General features: G+C 67.3%; 23 protein-coding genes. 12 read left to right on the forward strand and 11 right to left on the reverse strand.

Going from position 1 to position 23,103, the window contains the following annotated elements; translation table 11 throughout:
* Positions 1–150: 150 nt before the first annotated feature.
* A complete protein-coding gene (locus QCE88_RS09370) occupies positions 151–1,470 on the reverse strand; it encodes a cellulase family glycosylhydrolase (RefSeq protein ID WP_309901210.1) in 1,320 nt (439 codons plus the stop codon).
* On the reverse strand, positions 1,467–2,816 hold the full coding sequence (locus QCE88_RS09375) for a hypothetical protein (protein ID WP_309901212.1): 1,350 nt from the start codon (positions 2,814–2,816) through the stop codon (positions 1,467–1,469). The genes QCE88_RS09370 and QCE88_RS09375 overlap by 4 nt, the downstream gene beginning before the upstream one ends.
* Before the next feature lie 746 nt (positions 2,817–3,562).
* On the opposite strand from QCE88_RS09375, the gene QCE88_RS09380 reads away from it, so the two are divergent.
* Positions 3,563–4,336 carry a hypothetical protein gene (locus tag QCE88_RS09380; protein ID WP_309901215.1) on the forward strand — a complete coding sequence of 258 codons (774 nt, stop codon included), beginning with the start codon at positions 3,563–3,565 and terminating at the stop codon, positions 4,334–4,336.
* 10 nt (positions 4,337–4,346) lie between these two features.
* On the opposite strand, the gene QCE88_RS09385 is transcribed toward QCE88_RS09380, so the two are convergent.
* On the reverse strand, positions 4,347–4,853 hold the full coding sequence (locus QCE88_RS09385; RefSeq protein ID WP_309901217.1) for a CBS domain-containing protein: 507 nt from the start codon (positions 4,851–4,853) through the stop codon (positions 4,347–4,349).
* Between the two features lie 55 nt (positions 4,854–4,908).
* The gene (locus tag QCE88_RS09390; RefSeq protein WP_309901219.1) at positions 4,909–5,235 is read right to left on the reverse strand and encodes a zf-TFIIB domain-containing protein; all 327 of its coding nucleotides are present in this window, start codon (positions 5,233–5,235) and stop codon (positions 4,909–4,911) included.
* Positions 5,236–5,488: 253 nt separating this feature from the next.
* Here QCE88_RS09390 and QCE88_RS09395 point away from each other — a divergent pair, with 253 nt between their 5' ends.
* Positions 5,489–6,190, forward strand: a complete 702-nt coding sequence (locus QCE88_RS09395; protein WP_309901220.1) for a carbonic anhydrase — start codon at positions 5,489–5,491, stop codon at positions 6,188–6,190.
* A gap of 134 nt (positions 6,191–6,324) precedes the next feature.
* Here the strand turns inward: QCE88_RS09395 and QCE88_RS09400 are convergent, their stop codons facing one another.
* On the reverse strand, positions 6,325–6,873 hold the full coding sequence (locus QCE88_RS09400) for a DUF4142 domain-containing protein (RefSeq protein ID WP_309901222.1): 549 nt from the start codon (positions 6,871–6,873) through the stop codon (positions 6,325–6,327).
* Positions 6,874–7,035: 162 nt separating this feature from the next.
* Here QCE88_RS09400 and QCE88_RS09405 point away from each other — a divergent pair, with 162 nt between their 5' ends.
* Both QCE88_RS09405 and QCE88_RS09410 read left to right on the forward strand, forming a co-directional pair.
* Positions 7,036–7,257 (forward strand): zinc ribbon domain-containing protein, encoded by a 222-nt coding sequence (locus QCE88_RS09405; RefSeq protein WP_309901224.1) that lies wholly within the window; start codon positions 7,036–7,038, stop codon positions 7,255–7,257.
* Positions 7,258–7,457: 200 nt separating this feature from the next.
* Complete coding sequence (locus tag QCE88_RS09410) at positions 7,458–7,733, forward strand: DUF1488 domain-containing protein (protein ID WP_309901226.1); 276 nt, start codon at positions 7,458–7,460, stop codon at positions 7,731–7,733.
* 88 nt (positions 7,734–7,821) lie between these two features.
* Here the strand turns inward: QCE88_RS09410 and QCE88_RS09415 are convergent, their stop codons facing one another.
* Positions 7,822–8,277, reverse strand: a complete 456-nt coding sequence (locus QCE88_RS09415; RefSeq protein WP_309901228.1) for a response regulator — start codon at positions 8,275–8,277, stop codon at positions 7,822–7,824.
* 103 nt (positions 8,278–8,380) lie between these two features.
* Positions 8,381–8,836, reverse strand: a complete 456-nt coding sequence (locus QCE88_RS09420; RefSeq protein ID WP_309901230.1) for a glycine zipper domain-containing protein — start codon at positions 8,834–8,836, stop codon at positions 8,381–8,383.
* A 343-nt stretch (positions 8,837–9,179) separates the two neighbouring features.
* Here QCE88_RS09420 and QCE88_RS09425 point away from each other — a divergent pair, with 343 nt between their 5' ends.
* A complete protein-coding gene (locus QCE88_RS09425; RefSeq protein WP_309901232.1) occupies positions 9,180–10,130 on the forward strand; it encodes a DMT family transporter in 951 nt (316 codons plus the stop codon).
* Between the two features lie 13 nt (positions 10,131–10,143).
* Here the strand turns inward: QCE88_RS09425 and QCE88_RS09430 are convergent, their stop codons facing one another.
* The 3 genes from QCE88_RS09430 to QCE88_RS09440 form a co-directional block, all read right to left on the reverse strand.
* Positions 10,144–10,677, reverse strand: coding sequence for a cupin (locus tag QCE88_RS09430; protein ID WP_309901234.1), 534 nt, complete (start codon positions 10,675–10,677; stop codon positions 10,144–10,146).
* A gap of 81 nt (positions 10,678–10,758) precedes the next feature.
* The gene (locus QCE88_RS09435) at positions 10,759–10,959 is read right to left on the reverse strand and encodes a hypothetical protein (RefSeq protein ID WP_404984745.1); all 201 of its coding nucleotides are present in this window, start codon (positions 10,957–10,959) and stop codon (positions 10,759–10,761) included.
* Positions 10,960–11,040: 81 nt separating this feature from the next.
* Positions 11,041–11,409, reverse strand: coding sequence for a hypothetical protein (locus QCE88_RS09440; RefSeq protein WP_309901236.1), 369 nt, complete (start codon positions 11,407–11,409; stop codon positions 11,041–11,043).
* Positions 11,410–11,616: 207 nt separating this feature from the next.
* Here QCE88_RS09440 and QCE88_RS09445 point away from each other — a divergent pair, with 207 nt between their 5' ends.
* Positions 11,617–12,534: a LysR family transcriptional regulator gene (locus QCE88_RS09445; RefSeq protein WP_309901238.1), complete on the forward strand. Its 918-nt coding sequence runs from the start codon at positions 11,617–11,619 to the stop codon at positions 12,532–12,534.
* Between the two features lie 10 nt (positions 12,535–12,544).
* Here QCE88_RS09445 and QCE88_RS09450 read toward each other — a convergent pair whose 3' ends face one another.
* Entirely contained in the window at positions 12,545–12,811 is a 267-nt protein-coding gene (locus QCE88_RS09450; RefSeq protein ID WP_309901241.1) for a hypothetical protein, read from the reverse strand.
* Here QCE88_RS09450 and QCE88_RS09455 point away from each other — a divergent pair.
* The 6 genes from QCE88_RS09455 to QCE88_RS09480 are packed head-to-tail and all read left to right on the forward strand — an operon-like array spanning position 12,810 to position 23,096.
* On the forward strand, positions 12,810–15,350 hold the full coding sequence (locus QCE88_RS09455; protein WP_309901242.1) for a filamentous hemagglutinin N-terminal domain-containing protein: 2,541 nt from the start codon (positions 12,810–12,812) through the stop codon (positions 15,348–15,350). The genes QCE88_RS09450 and QCE88_RS09455 overlap by 2 nt on opposite strands.
* Positions 15,323–17,089 carry a ShlB/FhaC/HecB family hemolysin secretion/activation protein gene (locus tag QCE88_RS09460; protein WP_309901244.1) on the forward strand — a complete coding sequence of 589 codons (1,767 nt, stop codon included), beginning with the start codon at positions 15,323–15,325 and terminating at the stop codon, positions 17,087–17,089. The genes QCE88_RS09455 and QCE88_RS09460 overlap by 28 nt, the downstream gene beginning before the upstream one ends.
* Before the next feature lie 8 nt (positions 17,090–17,097).
* Positions 17,098–17,745: a FecR family protein gene (locus QCE88_RS09465; protein WP_309901246.1), complete on the forward strand. Its 648-nt coding sequence runs from the start codon at positions 17,098–17,100 to the stop codon at positions 17,743–17,745.
* A 10-nt stretch (positions 17,746–17,755) separates the two neighbouring features.
* On the forward strand, positions 17,756–20,035 hold the full coding sequence (locus QCE88_RS09470) for a SulP family inorganic anion transporter (RefSeq protein ID WP_309901248.1): 2,280 nt from the start codon (positions 17,756–17,758) through the stop codon (positions 20,033–20,035).
* On the forward strand, positions 20,032–22,275 hold the full coding sequence (locus tag QCE88_RS09475) for an adenylate/guanylate cyclase domain-containing protein (RefSeq protein WP_309901250.1): 2,244 nt from the start codon (positions 20,032–20,034) through the stop codon (positions 22,273–22,275). The genes QCE88_RS09470 and QCE88_RS09475 overlap by 4 nt, the downstream gene beginning before the upstream one ends.
* A gap of 29 nt (positions 22,276–22,304) precedes the next feature.
* Positions 22,305–23,096, forward strand: a complete 792-nt coding sequence (locus QCE88_RS09480) for a 3',5'-cyclic-nucleotide phosphodiesterase (RefSeq protein WP_309901252.1) — start codon at positions 22,305–22,307, stop codon at positions 23,094–23,096.
* Positions 23,097–23,103: the final 7 nt, after the last annotated feature.

The raw sequence follows: 23,103 nt of genomic DNA on the forward strand, positions 1-23,103 counted from the left end.
CAGCTACGACTGGCCATCGTCGGCAAATCCATTACGGCATCCAAATCGATTCAACCGGGCAGGGGTGCGTTTTCCCCGTCCGCACCCCGCCCTTCCCGCACACCACCGCAAACCTCAACTCACATTTCGAGCAGCATCGCGTTGCCTGCGTCACGATCCCGCCGTGACGAACACCGGACCCTGCGCTTCAGTCACTGCCAGCACGCCGCGCCCGGTGATCGGCTTGCCGTACATGTCGGTGACGACCGCGTTTGCCGGCAGGCGCGAGACATCCACATTCATCACGTTGCCCGCGCCGTAGCACCACACCACGTACTTCGTCGCGCCGCCCGTCTCGAACTTGAGCACCGCGATCTTTTCGGCGTCATCCATGAAGTAGCGCGCGTTCTTCACGCCCGCCGTGAAACCAAACAGATGCTTGACCGCGTGATACGCCGGCAGCTTCGCGTTGTCCGCGTCGAGCAGCCCGAAGTTGTGTTCCATCTCCTTCGGATCACGACCGTCGTTGCGCATGTCGTAATACGAAGTCAGGCCGACTTGCGCCATCCAGTTCATCAGGAACAGCCGCACCGCATACTTCGCCTGGCGGGCCCGCGCTTCCGGCGCATGCCCGTTGCCGATGTCCTTCACATAGTCGTATGCATAGGTCGGGTATGACCATTCGGTGGCCCACACATGCGGACGCTTCTGATACGTCGAGAGGTCTTCGCGCAGCGCGGCGTAGTCGCCGAGCACCGTCTCCGGGTACTGCTGGCGGTACGGATGCACGCTCACCGCGTCCGGACCGCTCTTCGACTTCGACGCGCTCATGTCGCCCACCGCGCGGATGAAGTCGCGGTCCACCTGCTGCACGCCGCCGGTCGCGATCGTGACGTCCGGATTCGCCTGATGCGCGGCGCTCACCGCCGTCTCCAGCAGCGCGCGATACGCGCGCGGCGAAGGCGGCGCGAGCCAGTAATCCTTGTGGTCCTGCTCGTTCCACACTTCGAAGCGCACCGGCGCGTTGCGATATCGGTACACCGACTGATGGACATACGTGCGGAAGGCGGCGAGCTGCGGCGCGGTGGTGGGCGGCTGGTCCGGGCTGAACAAGTAGTGCTTGTAGCCGAGAATGAAGAGCGCGCCCAGGCCGCGTGCCTGAAGATTCGACACCAGACCGTCGAACTCGCCGTAGTGCCAGCCGTCCTGCGCCTGCACCGCTTCCCAGAAGAGATCGGTGCGCACGAACGAGAAGCCGACGTCCTTCACGGCATCGAGCAGACGCGGATCGCTGATCTGATGGATGGCCACGCCGGTGTTCGCCCGCGACGCGCCGAAGCGCGGCGCCGCGACATAGTGCTCTTCGGTGGAACTGGCCGAGCCGTCGAGCGTGACCGTCGGTGCGGGCGAAGCGGCCAGCAAGGCGCCGCAGAACGCAAGGAGGCCGGCCAGCGTCACGCGCCGGACCAGGCGAGGACCGAGGCTTCTCACGTCAGATGCCTCCCGTAGCCCGGCACCGGCGCATTCAGGCGCGGGTCGAGATGCTGGTGCTCGTCGATCACCACACCCGAAGCGGGAGTCTGTCCCGGCATCGTGATGCGGCTCAGCGGGTTCGTCGGGCTGATACGGCTGTATGACTCGGGCACGCTCACGTGCAGATAGCGGATCGTCACGCCCAAGAACAGGAGACAGCCGATCGATTCGCAAATGTCCGTGCTGGCGCAGGCAAACAGGAGGTACAGCAGCATCACCCAGGACGTGCGCACGGCGTTGTCGTCGGCGCGCAGCATCAGACGCACGAGCGCCCAGACGAGGACCACCGTGCCGATCAGGCCGAAGCTCGCGACCGCGTACAGCACGGTGTTGTCCGCGTAGGCGACCTGGAAGCCGAACGCGCTCTCGTAATAGGTCGAGGCGGAACCGAAGCCGCCCGGGCCGAGACCCAGCCAGATGCGATTGTCCTTGAGCAGCCCTTCGATCAGCCGCGGCCACGTATTCCACATGCGGTCCTGGAACGAGGCCAGCGTCACATAGCTGGAACCTGCCAGGTTGATCGCCGCCGTGGCGAGGAAGGTCACGATCGGGAAGCCCACCGCCACGCCGATCGCCCACAGGCAGGCACGCTTGACGGTCGGCGTCGCGAAGAAGCAGTGTGCGCAGACCACCAGCACCATCGCCACCGGCGCGGTCTTGTTGGTGGTGGCGTAGACGGCGGCGCTCGCGCAGCCGAGCAGCGCCACTTGCAGCAGCCTGGAGCGCGTGCGCGTCAGGAGCCAGGTGGTCAGGAGGCCGACCATCAGACCGGTGGAGGCGCTGTCGCGGCCAAAGCCGGTCAGCCGCGAGGCGACGCCGACATACGAGTTCATCGCTACGGCGACGTTGTGCCCGCCCACCGACACGCTCTGCCCGACCCACGGCATCGGCGCGAAGCTGTTCAGCAGCAGGCCGGTGAAGCAGGCGGCGGCCAGCAGGAAGAAGGCCATCCGCGCCGCGCCGCTGTTGAGCAGCTGCAGCGCTTGCGGCGAGGCCGTGAGCGCGAACAGCATCGGCATCACGGTCCACACCCAGAAGCCGACCGCTTCGGGCGCCACGCCGTGCGCCAGCGACACGAAGGATTGCGCGAGCAGATACAGCGCGATGAGCGCGTGATTGGCTTTCGGCCGTTTGATGACAATGAGGAGCACCCAGGCGAGCATCAGCAGCTTGGGCAGATAGGTCGCAGGCGCCAGGTGGATCATCGAGGTCGCATAGCGGATCACGCCCGAAAGCACGTCGCTCGACACCGCGATGATAAAGGTCGCCACCCAGAGTTTGTCTTCGAGCGTTGCCCTGTTCATTGATACCCCGTCATATGTCCGTGTTCGGATCGTCGTTTGCCGCATGCACCGGTGAAAACGCGTTGTGATTCTGTTCAAGCGTCGCGGTGTGCGTATCGAGCCTGGCCGGGCCCGTTTTGTTGAGATCGAAAATTACCCGGATGCTTAATGGTCATCCGTGCGCGGACGCACGTATCGCCGGGCGGCCCCTGCTCGCCAACGTTTGCTGTGTCGGCTGGCGCGCATAACGCGGGGCGCGGAGAACGTTTGCCGGAGCGATCCGGGCCCGGCCGGTGCATCGATTGGTCGTACCGGTCGGGGTAAGTCCGACGTGCGCGCCGCCGCAGAGCGCGTGCGCCGTCGTACATTCGGGCCATGACCTCGTTGTTAGGATTGCCGCACAAAGTCCGGAAAATGGTCTCACTGGTTAATCGTGGAGGAGACGGCAAACGGACTGCGCGACGGGTCGACAACGATCCGGGCATGACACAACAAGACAAGCAAGAACAAGAAACCGCCATGAGCGAGACCAGCAGGGGCTCACCATCACGCGCAGCCGTTACGCGCGCCGCCGCATGGACAGACCACCATGCAGCGAACCGCATCGGTATCGGCACGCGCCGTCACATCACGTCAGGTCGCGGCGAGCGGACACATCAGTCCGCGCCGGGCGGCCGGACACGCGTGTCGACAGACGCGCCGGCGACGCTCATGCAGCCACGTCCACCATGCATCGCAGTCAACCAGTCGTCATCGTCGGGGAAGCCATGAAAAAACAGGACCAAGCGGCGCTGCTGAGGGCGTGCCGGGGAGAACTCGCCGTCTTCGAATCAGTCGTGCCCAAACAACTGCTGGCCGAAATCAAGGGGAAGCTCGACGCCGCCCATGGCGCGACGCCGGATCACAAGCAGTTCTTCAACAGCGCCAAGGACATCCTGCACACGCTGCGCGAGATTCCGAAATTCAAGGAACTGGAAAGCGAATCGGTGCGGCTTGCATCCGACTGGGTCGACAACACGTTGCAGGCGAAGGCCGCGATGGGTCCGTGGTTCGGCCTGCGCGTGGGCAGCGTCGCGGAGCACGCGAACAGCCATTGCCGTCACTATGATTCGCACGTGCTGACGTTCGTGATCCTGCTGCAATCGGCGGACGACAACGAGCGCGCCGGCGATCTCATCGCCTATACGAAGCCGCGCGGACTGCCGGGCCGCGTGGGCAACCTGTTCACCAAGAGCCTGCAGTGGACCGAGCGCCACCTGCCGCTGCCGATGCGCACGGCGCGCACGCAACGGCATCTGAAGCAAGGCCTCTGCACGCGTGTCAAGGGCAAGCCCGGCAGCGTGTTCATCTTCAACGGCTTTCTCATGCAGCACTGCAATCTCGACGTGCTGAACGGCGAGCGCCGCAGTCTCATCGTCCATTACCTGGATCCGGGCCTCTCGATGGGACTCTCGGCACTCAACCGTTTCCGCCGCGACTTCGCGCCGCCGACGGACCCCGCGCGCCCGGTCGAGCCGATCGCCGGCATGGACGCCACCTGATCGCGCGAAATCAGGAGAAGCGCGTCTCGAGGGTCTGCGGAATCATGCTGCGGCGCGTGAGCGCGCAGGCGGGCGCATCGTCGTGCGGGCCGCGCACATAGCGTTCGAGCTGGTCGATGGCAAACTGCTGCTCGTCGATCAGCTGGCGCACCATGTCGCCGATCGACACCATGCCCACGAGCCTGCCCGCCTCGATTACCGGCAGATGCCGGATGCGGTGCCGGGTCATGAGCGCCATGCAGTCTTCCGTGCTCGTGCCGAGGCGCACGGACAGCACGGGCGCGGTCATGATCTGGCAGACCGTGGTCGTGCGCGACGCGCGGTCCATCAGGATCACCTTGCGCGCATAGTCGCGTTCGGTGACGACGCCGCAGACCGCGTCGCCTACCAGAACCACCAGCGCGCCGACCTGCGCCTTCGACATCAACAAGACTGCTTCATGGACGCTCGCTTCGGCATCGATGGTGTGGAGCGTCGCGTCGCGTTTGCTTTCGAGGACCTGCTTGACCGTTGCCATTGACGTTTCTCCGTGGTGGTGCGGGTGACTATTGCGGGGTGAACTGCGGGCGTTCTTAATCGAAGTCGAATAGTTCGCCGAGGAAGGATTTCTTGCGCCGCGGATGCTCCCGCCCAGTGCGTGGATCGACGTAGCGATGGTCGTCGTGACGGGTATCGTTGCCGCGCAGCGGGCGACGCTCGCGCCCGTGGTCCTGCTCGCGGCGCCATTCGTCACGCTCGGTCTTCACCTCGGCAAGCGACGCCTGCTCGGCGCGCCGGATTAACTGGTCGAGTTCGCCGCGGTCGAGCCACACGCCGCGGCACTGCGGGCAATAATCGATTTCGATGCCTTCGCGGACGGACATCAGCAGTTCGCTTGCGGGGCACACGGGACATTTCATTTCGCTTCCTTACTTTTTGCTTTCGATGAAAGCAATTTAGCGAAACGATTGCCGCCGAAAAATACGTGTTTTCGGATCTTTTGCTTCGGAATAACCGAACTAAGCGGCCATTTACGCGCCGGGAACGGGGTTTTTCGGGCTCGAATACACGCTGTCCGTTTGGACGACTTGCGGCCGCTGCCGAAAGTCCGCAAGCTCTCGTCCAGAGGCGACGCCGTCACGCGTCGCACACGCACCGCTAAAAGGTTTTCCCATGCCCGACACATCCGCGAAGAACGACGAACGCGAAGGCTTCGAGACGCCTGACCTGCTGTATCTGCTGCAAGGCGTCGACGATTTCGGCCGTCACGTGTTTCCCGACAGCGAAGCGCTCTTCAAAAGCCTCGCGCGCCGCCAGACGCCGCACACGCTGTTCATCACCTGCGCGGACTCGCGGGTGTCGCCGGAGATGATTACGCAGACGCGTCCCGGCGAGCTGTTCGTGTGCCGCAACATCGGCAATATCGTGCCGGCTTATGGCGAGATGCTGGGGGGCGTGTCGGCCGTCGTGGAGTACGCGGTGCTCGCGCTCAACGTGCGGCAGATCGTGATCTGCGGCCATTCGGATTGCGGCGCGATGAAGGGTCTCGCTTCGGGCGCGACCATCGCCGAGGAAATGCCGACCGTGCATGCCTGGCTGCGCAACGCGGAGGCCGCCCGCAGTGTGGTGATGGCGCGCAAGCTCGAGGAAGAGCGCATCGTCCAGGCCATGGTGGAAGAGAATATCCGCCTGCAACTGACCCATTTGCGCACCCATCCGGCAGTGGCCGGGCAGCTCGCGCTGGGCAAGATCCAGGTGCAGGGATGGGTGTATGACATCGGCCGCGGCAAGGTGTCGGTGTACGACGAAGCCGACAGCAAGTTCGAAACGCTCGAACAGGCGCGCCTGCGCATGCTGCGCAAGGCTGCGCGCTAGGACGGCGGCGCGGGGCGTTACGCGTTGTTCAAGGCGGGTTGCGGCGTGCGGTAGCTTGCCCCTTAGGCCTGCCCTTGCGGCCTGCTCCTGCGTGCGGCCCCTTTGGCCTGCCCGTGCGGCAGGCCCGCGTCACGTTACTCCTGCACGCCCTTCTTGGCCGCGAGATCCTGCGCCATCTTCAGATGCGATTGAATCGTCGGCAGGGCCTTTTGGGCGGCCTGCTTCAGCTTGGCGTTCTGGCCTTCGGCGGCTTCCTTCTGGAATACCTCCACCGCTTCCTTGTGCCCCTGGATGCCGAGCTTCTGGATATACGCGGTATCGAACGCCTTGCCGTGCAGCGCCTTCAGCGAGTCGAGCGCGGACGGGTCGGAGTTGTTCATCGGCACCGTCACGCCATGCGGCGCGGCCATCTTGAGCTGCATGGCCAGCTTCATGTGATCCACCATCATGTGATGGGCGAAGCTCTTGACGTCCTTGTCCTGAGACTGTTTCGTCGCGAGCTTCGCAGCATCGATTTCCGTGGATCCCGCGGACGACGCCGCCTGGACGAAAGCCTTGTCCACCGGCGGGAGGTCGTTGGCGGTCGTCGTGCTGGCCGCTTCGGTCTGGGCGAGTGCGCCGAGCGGAACTGCCGCGATCACCGCGGAAGCCAGCGCTGCGCGCAGGGTTGCATTGCGTTTCATCGACTCTCCTTGAGCGCTTGAACTGAACCTTCCCGGGTCGATCAGCAATGGCGATGCCACGCCATGTCGCTTGGGCACGGTCACGCGGCGGACCGACGATGTACGGTCTGCGCCAGCTTGCTAAACTGGATAAGTAAGCCACCCTTCCCGAACGGAATACCCATGCCTGTCTATGATTACGAATGCGCCTCCTGCGGCGCATTCGAAGCCGTCCGCCGTATCGCCGAGCGCGACGATCCCGCCGTCTGTCCCGAGTGCGGCGTCACGGCCGCGCGCGTGACCGTCGGTGCGCCGAGCGTCGGGGGGTCGGGCGCGCAGGCTTCCGGCGCGGAAGACACAGGGAGTTACGGCATGCGCCATCGCGGCGGGTGTGCGTGCTGCTAGACGGGATGGCCTGGGGCGCGCCTGCGGGCACGTCCATTGCAAAGGCAGGTTGAGATGCCCGGCCGCGAGGCCGGGCGTATGATGCGCTCAGACGGTATGCAACGCATGCCGTCGGGAGCATCGTCGTTGCGCAGCGTGTTTGCGTCGCCTGCGATGAGCGCGTTCTGCGTATTCCCAACGAATGTCAGGAGGTGATGAGGATGACGATTGAGTTCAGCGGACGACGTCATGTCGTGGCGGCAGCACGTGTCGCATTCGAGGCCAGGGTGGACGATCGCGAAGTCTGGTGCAGTGTTTCCCTCGATGCGCTCAACGATCACTTCGGCAACAGCGGCACGTCTTCGCATGACCTTCTTTCCGCCTTCGAAGGAGGACGCTTGCAGATCGAGGACGCCGCCCGGCGTGCGCTCGAGCGTAATCACGGTCAATCGGTCGAACTGGAAACCAACGACTTCAAAACGTCTAAAAGCATGTGACGCAGCCGTTTTCAAACGTTTCCAGACGGCGCATTTCGTACTTGCCGGAATGCGCCGGCCGCCCGCACCGGCGGGTTCCGGCTCAGGCTCAATGGGCGTAGAAGCACTTCAGCACGTCATACATCCACCAAACTGGACACGGCGTCCGGCAAAAGCCGTCATAGCCCGCGCCGAAAAGACTGTCGCGCGGATCGCGCAGTGCGTCCGCCGCCAGCGCGATCATCAGCGGAAGCTCGGCGGCACTGCCCGTCTCGGCCAGCGCGGCACGCATCGTCCGTGCGACGGCGTGATCATGCTGCTCGCCTACCTGCGTATCGACGAATAACACCTGCGGACGCCACTTCCGGGCCAGCACGAGGGCGTTCTGCATCTGGCCGGCCTGCACGGCTTCGAAACCGCGCATCGCCAGCAGCAACGCAAACGAGTCGCCGACATTCGATTCCGAGTGCACGATGAGTACACGCCGCGGGCCAGCGAGCGCGGAGGTTCGCTGATTCCAGATTTCGCACCGCTCGGTGCAGATGTCGTACGAACGTTCTTCCATGGTGGCGTGCGCGTGATGAAGAGCATCACGCGTAACCCCATTCAGCAAGGTTGAGGCCCGCTTTGGTCACGCAAATGCAATCCGGCGCGGCCATCCCGCCGATTCAGCGCGCCGCCAGCAAGCCGACGATCAACCCACCCGCCGCCGCCAGCGCAATCGCCTTCCACGGATTGTCGTGTACGTAATCGTCGGTGCCGTCGCTCACCTGGCGGTAATGCTTCGCGACCCGCTGCTGCGCGTCCGCGAGCACATCGCGCGCACGGCGGGCCGCCGGGGGCGACGGATGAAACCGACTGCCTTGCCGCTCGGCCGTGGCCGCGGACGGTTGCGCGAGCACCGCCGGGCTGTCGCCGCCTTCGAGCACGCTGCCATGCACGTGATGTGGTGCGTGGTGGCTGGGCTTGTGAGCTTCGCCCGGCGCGAGCGGCGTCACGCCGGCTTCCTTTCCCTGCGCCGCGCCGGGCGCGAGCGCGGCTTCCATCGCGCTGGTGACTGAACGGCGTATCAGCGGCGGTTCGTCGGGCTGCATCGGGGATGCGCTGCCGTTTGCATTGTCCATGGTGTTCTCCTGAGAGGACGGCGTGCACTACGCCGCAAGAAGCGTACTTCCTGACCCATGCGTCAAGGTTCGCACCGTTTCCCGATGACGGCAATCGGCTGATGTGCCCGCTCGGCAGCGCGTTGACCAAGCTCGCGGAGACGCTCCATGCTTGGCAATTTTTCTCACATATCGGTGAGAATTGCTCGTTTGCCGCCCGGCTCGCGCGCGCCTACGATGCGGGCGTGGCACGAAGCACGGCACGCCCTCCCTTGCAGGTTTCGTTTCACGTCGCGCCGAAACTTAAGCCCTGTCGCCGTGGCTACGATGGCTCCACGATCCACTCCTACAGCACCGCCCAGCCATGAATCCCGCCAATCTTGCTCAACTGTTCGTGCTTGCCGCGCTGTGGGGCGGCTCGTTCCTGTTCATCCGCGTCGGCGTTACCGATTTCGGCGTGGCGCCGCTGATGGCACTGCGCGTCGGCATCGGCGCGGCCTTCCTGTTGTTGATGCTGGTGCTGCGCGGGACGCTGCGCCCGGCGCTCGCGACCATGCGCCAGCGCGCATGGCCGCTGCTCGTGGTCGGCATTCTGAATTCGGCGTTGCCCTTCTGCCTGTTCGCGTATGCCGAGCTGACGCTGTCGGCCGGCGTCACCTCGGTCATCAACGCGACCACGCCGCTCTGGGGCGCGCTGGTCGCCTTCCTGTGGCTCGGCGACCGGCTCACGCGCATGCGTATCGTGGGACTGGCACTCGGCTTCGCGGGCGTGCTCGCGCTGGTGTGGGACCAGATGTTCGCGCACGACGCCAGTGTCGCCGCCGTGTCTCCGCTCGCCACCGCCCTCGCCGCACTGGCCGCGCTCGCCGCGACGCTGTGCTACGGCATCGCCGCGAGTTACACCAAACGGCATCTGATGGGCGTCGACTCGCTGACGGTCGCCGCCGGAACGATGAGCGCCGCTACCCTCGTCCTGCTGCCGTTCGCACTGATCTCGTGGCCAGCGGGCGCGGTATCGATGCAATCCTGGGGCGCGGTGCTCGCACTGGGCATTGCCTGCACGGGCGTCGCGTACATGATGTTCTTCCACCTCATCGCCGTCGCCGGACCGGCGCGCGCCATCACCGTGACCTTCGTCATTCCGATTTTCGGCATCCTGTGGGGCGCGTGGTTTCTCGCCGAACACGTGTCGCCTGGCATGGCGGCGGCCTGCGCGGTCGTGCTCGTCGGGACGGCGCTCGCGACCGGCGTCGTCACGCGGGTGCCGTTCATCGGCAGCCGTCGTGTCGACACTCCGAAGCGGAGCAAGGCCTGAGCGCGGCTGCCGCTCAGTGCCAGTGATGGCGCAGCGGCCCGTCGTCGCCCGCGACGGGATCGCTCGCCGGAAACGGCAACGCCTCCATGGCGGCGCGTTCGCGCTCATCGAGGGCTTCGCGCCGGATGTCCCACTGCTGCCCCGGCGGATAGGCGCCCACCACCTGGAACCCGCGCCCCGACGTGAGCCGGCAATGGCCCGTGCCGGCGGGCAGCACGAGTGCATCGCCCGCGCGGACCGCGATCACGCGGCCATGCGGACCGCCGAGAATCAGTTCGGCATCGCCGGACGCGATACCGAGTACCTCGTGCGCAGTGGAGTGGTAGTGGTGATAGTCGAAGACGCCGTCGCGCCATTGCGGCGGCCAGCCGTTTTGCGCGAACAAGGCTTCGAAGCGGCCGGCGCCATCAGGCGCGACCGGATCGATCGCGCCGCGCCAGAGCAGGACCGGCAGCCGCCGGTTATTTGGCACCCAGCCATTCTCGGGCAACATGAAATGCTCGCAGCGCGCGTGTGGCGACAGCAAGCGTGCAGTGTGCTCGGTCATGATGCGCAGTCTCCGGAACGATGAAGACCGGCGCAGCAACGGGCGTTCCCATCTTGCGGAACGCCCGGCGAACCAGCGGCATCAGTGTCCGTGCCAGTGACCTCCGCCGCCGCCGAAACCAATCCCCAGCGACACCGAAGGCGCCGCGTAATAGCCGGGACCGTAGGCGTATCCATACGCCGGCGCGTAGCCATAACCGTAGGCTGGCGCGGGCGCATAGCCATAAGGCGGCGCATAGACGCAGCCGCCGAGGCCGGCCGCCAGCAGCAGCGCGGCGCTCACCGCCAGCGTACGCACGCGGCGCGCCGGGCTTCGAGTTCGTGAAGAGTTATCCATGATGTGCACTCCCCGGGAAAATCGCCCTTACCAGTGACGGTAGCCATAGCCGCCGTGATGCGCGTACCAGTCGCGCCGCGCCCAATAGCGGTTGCCGTCCCAATAGCGGTCGCCATGCCAGCCCACGTAGATGGCCGGTCCGGGCGCCATGACCACCGGCGCCGGCTGATACATGACCGGCGCGGGTGGCGCGGCGTAGACAGGCGGCGGCGGCGCGTAGACGGGCGGCGGCGCTGCGACGTAGACCGGAGGCGGCGGCGCGACATAAACCGGTGCGGGCGCTGCATAGACCGGTACCCCTAGATTGATGCCGACGCTCACCCGCGCCATCGCCGCTTCGCACGCCAGTCCCGCCGACAGTGCGATCCCCACTCCGACCAAGCCTTTGACGTTCATTTTTGTCCTCATCGTGGCTGCGGCCGCAAACCGGCCATGTATCCAGCGTAGCGAGGCGCCCGGGCCGCCGGGTTACAAGCCCTGTAACAGATGTGAATCCTGAAACGAATGTGCGGAAACGCGGGCTGCGCTCGCCGCGACGCTCGGGTTGCGCGCCAGACCGCCGCCATGGGATAGTTCCGGCTTCGTCAAAAAACCGGCAGCACGATGGACCTATTGCGCAGCATGAGAATCTTCGCGCGCGTGGCGGAAGCGGCCAGCTTCACTGCTGCGGCGCAGCAAATGGATATCACCACGGCGCAGGCGTCGCGCGCGTTGACCGAACTCGAAACTCATCTGCGCACGCGCCTGCTGAACCGGACCACGCGCCGCGTCGCGCTCACCGACGCCGGCAATCGCTATCTCGCCCGCTGCAAGGAAGTGCTGGAACTGGTCGATCTGTCCGAGGCCGAAGCCGGCGACGCACAGGTTTTGCCGAGCGGCGTGCTGCGCATGCACGCGCCGATCACCTTCGGCCAGCATTACGTCGTGCCGGCGCTCACGCACTATCTCGAAGCGCATCCGCAGGTGCGGGTCGAACTGACGCTGTCGCAGCACGTGCCGGACATGCTCGACGAAGGCTTCGACGTGTTTCTCCAGGTCACCACTTCCACACTGCCGGATTCCGCGTTCGTCTCCACCAAAATCTGCTCGATGCCGAGTGTGCTGTGCGCGTCGCCCGGGTATCTGAAGAAAGCGGGCGCGCCGCGCAATCCCGAAGACTTGCCGAAGCACGCGTGCCTGCAAATGGTGACGACCGTGTTCCCGCTCGACCGCTGGCTGTTCGACGGCCCCCGCGGCCGGGTCGAAGTGGATCTGGAGCCGGGCCGGCTGCGGGTGAATTCCGCCGATGCGCTGGCTGTCGCGCTGTCCAACGGCCTGGGCATCGCCCCGCTGCCGATGCTGGCCGCGCTGCCGTGGCTGGAGAGCGGCGCACTGGTGCGCGTGCTGCCCGAGTGGGAACTCCAGTCGATGACGATCTACGCGATGTACGCGTCCCGCCAGTATCTGGACGCGAAGATCCGGACCTGGGTCGCGTTCCTGAAGGAATTCGTGCAGGGCACGCTCGCGAGCGAACACGCCTGAACGTTGCTTGTCAACCGTCGCCGACCTGTTCGCCCTTTCGTGCCGCAGCGGTTGAAATCGCGAGCGCGCCGGACGCACTGCCGTCTCTTCCCGCGCCTGACTGCGCCATTACGTTAAGTGCGTTGCGTGCGTTCAGTGCGCAAGCGCACACAGCCTGCTCCGGCGCAGGTTCACTAAACGCGTAGTTGCAAGCATGATTCGGAACACTAAACTGCTTGATGATGCGTTCGCAGCGCTTAAGCGCGATGCGCCGCAACAGAGAGGAGTCGGCCGACATGTTCAGCACGCTGCGCGCGGGCACCGCATCGCCCACCTTACGGCTCTGTATTGTTACGTTGCTGGGCGCAGCGTGCGCGCCTGTCGCCGCCGGGCCGAGCGGCGGACACATCGTCGCGGGTTCGGGGGCGATCGGCGGCGGCGGTTCGGCCACCGTCATCCAGCAGAACAGCAGCCGGCTAGCCATCGACTGGAATGCGTTCAGCACCCGCCCCGGCGAATCCGTGACCTTCAATCAGCCGGGCGCGAACGCGATCGCACTGAACCGCGTCGTCGGGCCGCGCCCTTCGCTGCTGCTCGGCAAGCTGAACGCCAATGGGCAGGTGTTCATCGTCAATCCGAATGGCGTGATCTTCGGGCCGGGCGCACAGGTGAATGTCGGCGGGCTGCTGGCCTCGACGCTCGGTCTGTCCACCCAGGACTTCATGAGCGGCCACTATGCCTTCGCGGCGAACGGCCAACGGGACCGATGGGAACATCACCATCATCGTCACGGCGATGACGGCAACGGCGCGCCCGTCGTCAATCTCGGCACGCTCACCAGCGCGCCCGGCGGCTACGTCACGCTGGTCGGCGCGCGGGTGATCAACGCCGGCACCATCACGACCCCGGAAGGCGTCACGGCGCTCGCGGCAGGCAGCCGCGTGGCTGTCACACTCGGCGATCACAGCCTGATCGGGCTGTCGGTCGATCAGGGCACGCTGCACGCGCTTGCCGCCAATCACGGACTCATCCAGGCCGATGGCGGCCAGGCCTGGCTCACCGCCCGCGCCGAGGACGCGCTGTTCGGCAGCGTCGTGAACAACACCGGCGTCATCCAGGCGCGCAGCGCGGTGAACGAGAATGGCGTGATCCGGCTGGTCGCGGAAGGCGGCGTGGCGCGCGTCGGCGGCACGCTCGACGCCTCCGCCCCGGGTGGCGGCAACGGCGGTTTGGTGGAGACAGCAGGCACCGTGATCCGCGTGGCCGACGACGCGCGCATCACGACGGCAGCCGCGTCGGGCCAGACCGGTACGTGGCGCATTGACAGCGGGCCCACGGCGCGCGTCGGGCCGGACAGCGGTTCTGCCTTCGATAGCCGCTCCGACACGACGGCGGCCGCTTCGGGCCAGACCGGCACGCGGCGCACCGACAGCGGCTCCACGGCGCGGGTCGGGCCGGACGGCGGTTCTGCCTTCGATAGCCGCTCCGATACGACGGCGGCCGCGTCGGGCCAGACCGGTACGCGGCGCATCGAAGGCGGCTTCACGGCACGGGTCGGGCCGAATCGCGGTTCCGCCTTCGAAAGCCCCTCCGACACGATCGGGAGCACCACACTGGCGCGCGCGCTCGAATCGAGCAACGTCACGATCAATGCGGGCGACGTCGTGTTGATCAACGGGCCAGTCGCGTGGAGCGGCGCCAACACGCTGTCACTCGCGGCGCCGCGTGGGATTGCGCTGGACGCGGCCATCGCGGCGCCGCTCGGCACGCTGGCGATGTCGACGGGCGGCGTCACCACGCAGCAAGCCGCCGTCACGGTGGCCGGCCTCGCGTTGCAGGGCGCCACGGGCACCTACATGCTGACGAATGCATCGAACCGCATCGGCACGCTCGCCGCCGATGCCGGCGCCCTCTCCGTCACCAGCGCGACGCCGATGACGGTCGGCAGCGTTGCCGGCTTGACGGGCGTCTCAGCGAGCGGCGCGGTGACGCTGGCGGCGCCGTCGCTGACGCTCGCCGCTCCGATATCGAGCCGCGCGCCGGGCACGGCGATCACGCTGGCGTCGGCGTCCTTCGACAACCGCGCCGGCGCGCAGGCGCTCTCGACGCCCAACGGCCGCTGGATCGTCTATTCCGATTCCCCGGACGCCGACCGCTTCGGCGGCCTGCAAAGCGGCAACCTGGCGCTCTGGGGCGATGCCTACGATGCAAGCACGGGCCGCCCCGACCCACGCGCCGCGTCATCCACCGGCAACCGCTTTGCATTCGGTGCGCTGCAGCAGGTCACGCTGACGGCGGTGAACCTCGACGTGCCGTTCGACACCCCGCGCACGCTCGGCCCGAACGACGTGACGATCGCGCTGCGCTACGACGGCACGAACTATGGCCAGGCGTTCGCGGACAGCCCGACGGTGCATGAGCCGTTCATATTCACGGTGACGAGCACGGGCGCCACGCCCGGCGCGGCGAGCGGCGAATACGCGATCACGGTCACCACGGCCGGCGGCCCGACGGGTTACCGGATCACCACCCAGGGCGGCACGCTGCGGATCGCGGCGGGACCGCCGCCGGAGCCGCCACCGCAGCCCCCGCCGCCGCAAGCTCCACCGTCGACGCCCGATCAACCGCCCGACGAACCCGCGATCGCCACGGCGGCGACGCTTCCCGGGATCCTCGACTCGGTGCGCACGGATGCAGCCAACCCCGCGCCGCTGTCGGATGCAACGCCGGGCCTCGAACCGCAGTCGGCGCCGCTGGTGCAGCAGCGCTCGGATTCGTCGAGCGACGGCAGCCGTCTGCCGGACGACGCATGGCCCGGTCACGTCTGCCGCATGTGAGGCCCGCGCGCATCCGGCGCCTCGAGCCCGTCGCCCGCAGCCGCAGCCGCGCCGGGCGGCGGCGCTTCGCGGCGCTGTTTGCCGCGCTGGTCGCCGCTGGCTCGCGCGACATCCGCGATGCGCGCGCGCAGACGCTGCCGAACGCCGGCACGATCCTGCGGGAACAGCAACAGCAGACGCCCGTCCCGCCGCCGCCGTCCGATCTGCGCCTGAACGTGACGCCCACACCGGTGACGCCCCAGGAACCGGCGCCGGGCGGCATCCGCTTCGAGGTCAAGGGCTTCGCGTTCAGCGGCAATACGATCTTTTCGTCGGCGCAACTGCTCGACGCGGTGCGCCCGCTGATCGGCCCGAACCGTTCGCTCGACGATCTCGACAACGCCGCCGACCGCATCAGCGCGTTCTATCGTCAGCACGGCTATCTGGTGGCGCGCGGCACCGTGCCGCCGCAGCAGATCGACCATGGCATCGTGCGCATCGCGGTGAGCGAGGGGCATTACGGGCGCATCGGCCTCGACAATCGTTCGCGCACCCGGGACGCGGTACTGGAACGCTTCCTCACGCCCTTGCACAGCGGCGACGTGATCGACGAGCACGCGCTCACCCGTGCGACGCTCCTCGCGCAGGACGCCGCCGGCGCCACCGGCGCGAACGCGACGATTGCGCCGGGCCTCCTGCCGGGCACCTCCGACCTCACCTTGCAGATGCCGCTGGCGCCGGCGCTGTCGGGCAGCGTGCAGGCCGACAATTTCGGCCAGACGACGACCGGCACCGCGCGGCTGATCGGCGCGCTGCAGTGGAACAATCCGCTCGGCATCGGCGACCAGCTGGGCGCGCGGCTGCTGGGTTCGATCACCGGGCAGTTCTACGGCAATCTCGGCTATACGGTGCCGCTCGGCGGCAGCGGGCTCAGCTGGGGCGCCGGCTACACGCGCTCGACCTATTCGGTGGGCGGCCAGTTCGACGATCTCGACGCCTACGGCAGCGCCAATGTGTGGTCCACCTTCCTGAGCTATGCGCTGCTGCGCGCGCCCGCCGCGAACGTCTACGCGACGCTCGGCTACGATCACAAGCTGCTGTCGGATCACCTGGGCGCGTTCGATTCCGTCGATGACAAGAACAGCGACGTCGCGCGCCTTGCGCTGTCGGGCAACCTGACGCTCGAAAAGAGCATCACGACCTTCGACCTCGGCGCCCAGCACGGCAACCTGCGGTTCAAGTCGCCGCAGCCGGGGCAAGCGGCATCGCAGATCGCCGGTTCGTTCTCGAAGTTCGTGTTCGCGCTGACGCACACCCAGGTGCTGGGCGCGCAGGCCAACGGGACGCAGCTGTACTTCTCGCTGAACGGCCAGGCGAGCTCGCGCAACCTCGACTCGTCCGAGCAGATTTCGCTGGGAGGCCCGTACGCGGTGCGCGCCTACGCCACCGGCGACGCGCCCGTCGACGAGGCCTATATCGCGAGCCTGGAACTGCGCCAGGGCGTGCCCCAGACGCTCGTGCCGGTGCGCGTCACGCTGAGCGCATTCGTCGATACCGCCGACGGCAAGGTCGTCGCACATCCGGTCGTGCCGGGCAGCAATCACGTACGGCTGTCGGGCCTGGGCATCGGCGCGAGCGTGGCCGCCCCGCACGATCTCCTGCTGTCGATGTCCTGGGCGCACACGCTCGGCTACGTGCCGGCGACGCTCGGCACCGGCCACGCGAACCGTTTCTGGGTCGCGCTCACCAAATCGTTCTGAGACCGGCCATGGCGCGCGTCCTCCTCTTCCTGCTGTGTGTGCTCTTCGCCCTGAGCGCGCGTGCCGAGCAAGGCCGCGCGGTCGCGACCATCAAGGCGCTGGTCGGCAACGTCGCGATCCAGGGGGCGAACGGCGCGCAGCGGGTGGCGGCCGTGGGCGGCGAAATCGACAACGGCGACACCGTCCAGACCGGCGTCGGCTCGGAGATCGTGATGATCTTCACCGACGGCCAGCGCGTGTACCTGAAGCCGGGCTCCGTCTTCCGGGTCGACGACTTCAACTACGCCGCGGACGCGCCGCAGCAGGACCGCAGCTTCCTGTCGCTGGTGAAGGGCGGGCTGCGCGCGGTGGACGGACTGGTCGCGAAACAGGGCAAGCCGGAGAACTATCGCGTGAAGACGCCGACCTCGACCATCGGCATTCGCGGCACCGAATATTCCGTGACCGATTGCACCGATGTCGAACCCGGCGCCAACGCGAATTGCAAAGGCGAGCAGATCGTCGTGTACGACGGCCAGATCGTCGTGCTCAACCAGGTCGACAGGCAGATCGTGCGCGCGGGCGAAGGCACGATCGTCGTCAGTCCGCGACTGCCCTTCGGCGTGCTGCCCGCCTCGCGCGTGACGCCGGTGGTGCCGTCGGCGGCGTGCCGCTAGCGGAGGCGCGATGAGCGAACACCCGGGCACCGACCCCGCACTGCTGCGGCCCGCGCGCGGGGCGCGGCCGGCGGCGGCCGCGTTCAGGTTGGCGGCGCTCGGCACGGACACGTTGGCCGCGCTGCTCACCGCGCTGATCGCGCTGTCCTATGCCGCCGGCTACGGCGCGATGATCTTCTCGGCCGGCCTCTCGCCATGGCTGCCGGCCGGCATGCCCACCGCGCTGCTGAGCTGCGTGCTCGTCGCGCTGGTGGTGTCGCTGACGAGTTCGGTGCCGTTCGCGATCGCCGGGCCCGATTCCAACGCGACCGCGCTGCTGGCGCCGCTCGCGGCCGGCATCGCGCTTGCGGTGCATGCCGCGGGCGGCGACGACGAAAGCGTGCTCGCCACGGTGCTGATGCTGATCGCGGTGTCGTCGCTCGCCACCGGCGCGCTGCTGTTCGCGCTGGCCCACTGGAAGCGTGGCAATGCGATCCAGTACATTCCGTTTCCGGTGATCGGCGGCTTCCTGGCGGGCACCGGCCTGCTGCTGCTCGAAGGCGCGCTGCGCGTGCTGACCGATGTGCCCGTCGGTCTTGCGACGCCGCGCATCGTCATGCAGCTGCCGTGGCTCGCGAGCGTGCCGGCGCTCGTGGTCGGCCTGGGCCTGCTGGTGCTGACGCGCATCACGCGGCCGTCGCGCTATGCCATCGTCCTGCCCTCGATGATGGCGCTCGGCATCGCGCTCTTCTATTTCGGCCTGGCCACGTCGGGCAAGCATCTCGAAGACGCGCGCCGCATGGGCCTGCTGTTCCGCTACGAACCGCTCTCCGGCATGCGCCTGCCGCTTGCGCTGATCCACGTCGCCTGGCTGCCGATGCTGTGGTCGCACGCACTCGACATCGTCGCCATCGCGGCGGTGTCGTCGATGACCGTCCTGCTCAACGCGACGAGCATCGGCGTCACCACCTCGCGCGACATCGACTTCAACCGCGAGATGCGCGCGGCCGGTCTCGCGAACCTCATCACCGGGCTGGCGGGCGGCTTGGTCGGCGCGCAATCGATGACGCGCACCATGACCAACTGGCGGCTCGGCGTGCGCGACCGGCGCGCGGGCGTGCTGGCCGCGGTGCTCTCGTTCGTCGTGATCGCGTTGTTTCCGAGCATGATGGCGCTCCTGCCGAAGCCGGTGCTGGTCGGGCTGCAACTGTTCATCGGCGCGGCGATGCTGATCGAATGGCTCGTCATGTCCATCCGGCGCCTGCCGTGGCACGACTATCTGCTGATCCCCGCGATCATGGTGTGCATCGCCGTCTACGGCATCACGGCGGGCGTGTTGCTCGGCATCGTCGCGGCGTGTCTGCTGTTCGTGGTGCGCTACGGCCGCGTCAACTGCCTGCGCCGCGAATTCGATGGCCGCGGACGGCGTTCGAACGTCGAGCGCGGCGTCGATGACACCCGGCTGCTCGATGCCCACGCGCACGCACTGTATGGCGTCGCGCTGCAGGGCTTCCTGTTCTTCGGCACCGCGCACTCGATCCTCGCGCATATCCGCGGGCGCATCGAAGCACCGGAAGGCACGACCACGGAGCCGGGCGTGCGCTTCGTGCTGGTGGATTTCGCGCGCGTGCATGGCGTCGATGCATCGAGCGCCGCGAGCTTCGTGCGGCTGCGTCAGGCGTGTGGACGCGTGCGTGCGCAGATCGTGCTGACGGGTCTGTCTCCCGCGCTGCGCAGCTGGCTGGCGCGGGATGCCACGCATGCAAACGATTCGAACGGTCCCGGCAGCCTGCATGTCTTCGACGATCTCGACGGCGGCCTCGAATGGATCGAGACACAGATCCTGCGTGGCGCGCGCGGGGCGGCGCCGGCTTGCGCCACGCCTGCCGCAAGCGAAACCTTCGTCTCGACGCTGCCCGACACGCTCGACGCCTTGCGCCCGCATCTCGACACGCTCCGACTCGCGCCCGGCGACTATCTGTTCCGCCAGGCCGATCCCGGCGATTCCATCTACTTCGTCGAGAACGGCCGCGTGACCGTGGCGCTCGCGCTCGGCGACGGCCGCACGCTGCGCCTGAGGAGTTTCGGCGCGGGGACCATCGTCGGGGAAATGGCGGTGTACACGGGCGCGCAACGCAGCGCGGATGTCGTCGCCGACGAGCCCACGGTCGTCGCGCGGCTCGCGCTTGCGACGCTCAGGCGTCTCGAGGACGACGACCCCGCGCTCGCGGCGCGCATGCACAAGTTCGTCGCGCGCGTGCTGGCGGCGCGGCTCGTCACGGCCAACGAGCAATTGCGGGCGGCGCAATGATGCGTCGCCGGCGCGCGGACCGCGAGCCCTTCGCTTTCGTGTTGAAGCGTGCGGGCGGACGCTGGGCGCTCGGCGTGGCGATCGTGATCGGGTTTGCGGCGCACGCGCTGTCGCTCTACCCGCTGCGTTTTGTCGATACCTTCGACGCACTGATCTACGACACCCAACTGCGCCTGTTCATGCCGCGCACGACGGACACACGCATCGCCATTCTCGACATCGACGAAAAGAGCCTCGCCGAACTCGGCCGCTGGCCGTGGAGCCGCGCGCGCATGGCGGAACTGGTCGAGACGCTGTTCGAGCGCGAGCATGTCGCGGTACTCGGTTTCGACATGGTGTTCGCCGAGCCCGATGCCAGCTCGGGCCTCGCCGTGCTCGACGGACTCGCGCGCGGCGCGCTCGCCGGCAACGCGGACTACCGCGCGGCGCTTGCGACACTGGCGCCGCAACTCGACTACGACCAACGCTTCGCCGCTACGCTCATGCGCCATCCGGTGGTGCTCGGCTATTACTTCGCGAACCAGGAGGTGTCGAGCGGCGCGATCCCGGCACCGCTGCTGCACGCGGGTGCTTTTGGCGCGCATCCGTTCACGCTGTTCGACTGGACCAGCTACGGCGGCAACCTGCCCGCGTTGCAAACGGCGGCGCGACGCGCGGGGTATTTCAATCCGGTCATCGACTTCGATGGCGCGGTGCGGCGCGTGCCGCTCGTGACGGCCTTTCGCGACGGCGTGTATGGCGCGCTGTCGCTGGAAGTGCTGCGTGCGCTGTACGGCGACGCCGCCGTGCGCCCGCTGTTCGACGACCCCGCCGACGCGACCGCGCCGCTGTCCGGTCTCGCGCTGACGACGCCGCGCGGCACGCGCAGGATACCGCTCGATGAAAACGGCGCGGCGCTCGTGCCATATCGCGGCGGCGCGGGCAGCTTTCCGTATTACTCGATCGCCGACGTGCTCGCGCAGCGCATTCCGGCAGGCGCGCTGGCGGGCCGGATCGCGCTGGTCGGCACGACCGCGCCGGGGTTGATGGATCAGCGCACGACGCCGGTGGGCGAGGTGTATCCGGGCGTCGAAGTCAACGCGAGCCTGATCAGCGGCATGCTCGACGGCGCCATTCGCTTCCAGCCGCCCTTCGCCGCCGCTTTGCAGGCGGTCGCGCTGGTGGTCGCGGGCCTCGCGATGATCTTCGTGTGGCCGTGGCACGGCCCCGCGCGCGCGACGCTCTGCACCCTGCTGCTGCTCGCCGCGTTCGTCGCCGCCGGTCTGTATGCGTTCGCGCGCCTCGACTGGTTCATTCCGATCGGCTCGCTGCTGCTTGCCGTGGTCGCGCTCCATGCGCTCAACATGTCGTATGGCTATTTCGTGGAGGCGCGCGCGAAACGGCGCTTCGCCGCGCTGTTCGGCCAGTACGTGCCGCCCGAGCTGGTGGAGGAAATGAGCCGCCATCCGGAGGACTACAGCATGGCGGGACGCCGCGCCGAACTCACGGTGCTGTTCTGCGACGTGCTGGGCTTCACGGCCATCGCCGAGACGCTGGAGCCGGAAGCGCTCGCGCGCCTGATGAACGAGTATCTCGGCACCATGACCGAAGTGATCCGCGCGCATCGCGGCACGCTCGACAAATACATGGGCGATGCGATCATGAGCTTCTGGGGCGCGCCCGTCGACGACCCGGCGCACGCGCGTCATGCGGTGGCGGCGGCGCTCGGCATGCGCGCGGCGCTGGTCGAACTGAACCGCACGCTGAGCGCGCGCGGCTGGCCGACGCTGTGGATCGGCATCGGCATCAATACCGGGCCGATGACCGTCGGCGACATGGGCTCGCCGGTGCGCAAGGCCTATACCGTAATGGGCGACGCGGTGAACGTCGCGGCGCGGCTCGAAGGCCTGACGCGGCGCTTCGACATCGACATCATCGTTGGCGAAGCAACGCGCGCGCAGGTGCCCGAAGTCGTGTTTCGCGAGCTGGACCGCGTGCGCGTGCGAGGCCGGGTCGCGCCGATCGCCGTGTTCGAGCCCCAGCCGCCGCAGCATGACGCCGATGCGCTCGTGCGCTGGCACGCGGCGCTTTTGCATTACCGCGCGCGTGAGTGGGATGCGGCGCAGGCGCGGCTCGATGCGCTGGCGGCGCAGTATCCCGGACAGCAACTGTATGCGCTGTATCGCAAGCGGATCGAGACGCTGCGCGGCGTCGCGCTGCCCGCCGACTGGGACTGCGTCAGCGCGTTCGATACGAAGTGATTCCGTGAATTCTTCAAGTGAGCCGCATCATGAAAGTTCGGGTACTCGGCTGTAGCGGTGCGATCAACGGCGGCGGTGACGATGGCTCGGACCACGATCCGGGCGGCACCACGGCGCTGCTCGTGGACGACGATCTGTTGATCGATGCGGGCACCGGCGTCGCCGTGCTTACCGACGACGCCCTCGCGCGCATCGATCATGTGTTCCTCACGCATTCGCATCTGGATCACATCGCGTATCTGCCGCTGATGATCGATGCCGTCGGCGAGGCGCGCAGCACGCCCGTCACCGTTCACGCAAGCCGCGCGACGCTCGACATCCTGCACGCCCATATCTTCAACAATCTGATCTGGCCGGATTTCACGCGGATTCCATCGGCGGCGGCGCCCGCTGTGCGCTTCGAGGCGCTCGAAGCAGGCGCGCATGTGATGCTCGATGGGCGCAACGTGACCGCCCTGCCCGCGTGCCATACGGTGCCGTCGACAGGCTTCGCGTTGACGGGCGCTACCGCGAGTCTCGCCTTCAGCGGCGATACGACGACGCACCCCGCGTTCTGGGCCGCCGTGTGCGCGCTGCCAGACTTGCGTTACGTGATCGTCGAGACGGCGTTTCCCGATGCGCAGATCGAACTGGCGCGCATTGCCCATCACTATTGCCCGAGCCTGCTCGCCGACGATCTGCGCGGCATCGGCCTCAAAGCCGAACTTCTGATTTCGCATCTGAAGCCGCCGCACGGCGCGCAGATCCTCGCTGAACTGCGCGCCGCGCTTCCGGACCTTGCGTTGCGTGCGCTGCGCGCGGGCGAGGTGCTTGAACTGTGATGAACGT

This window comes from Caballeronia sp. LZ035, from assembly GCF_031451175.1.
Classification (GTDB): Bacteria; Pseudomonadota; Gammaproteobacteria; order Burkholderiales; family Burkholderiaceae; genus Caballeronia.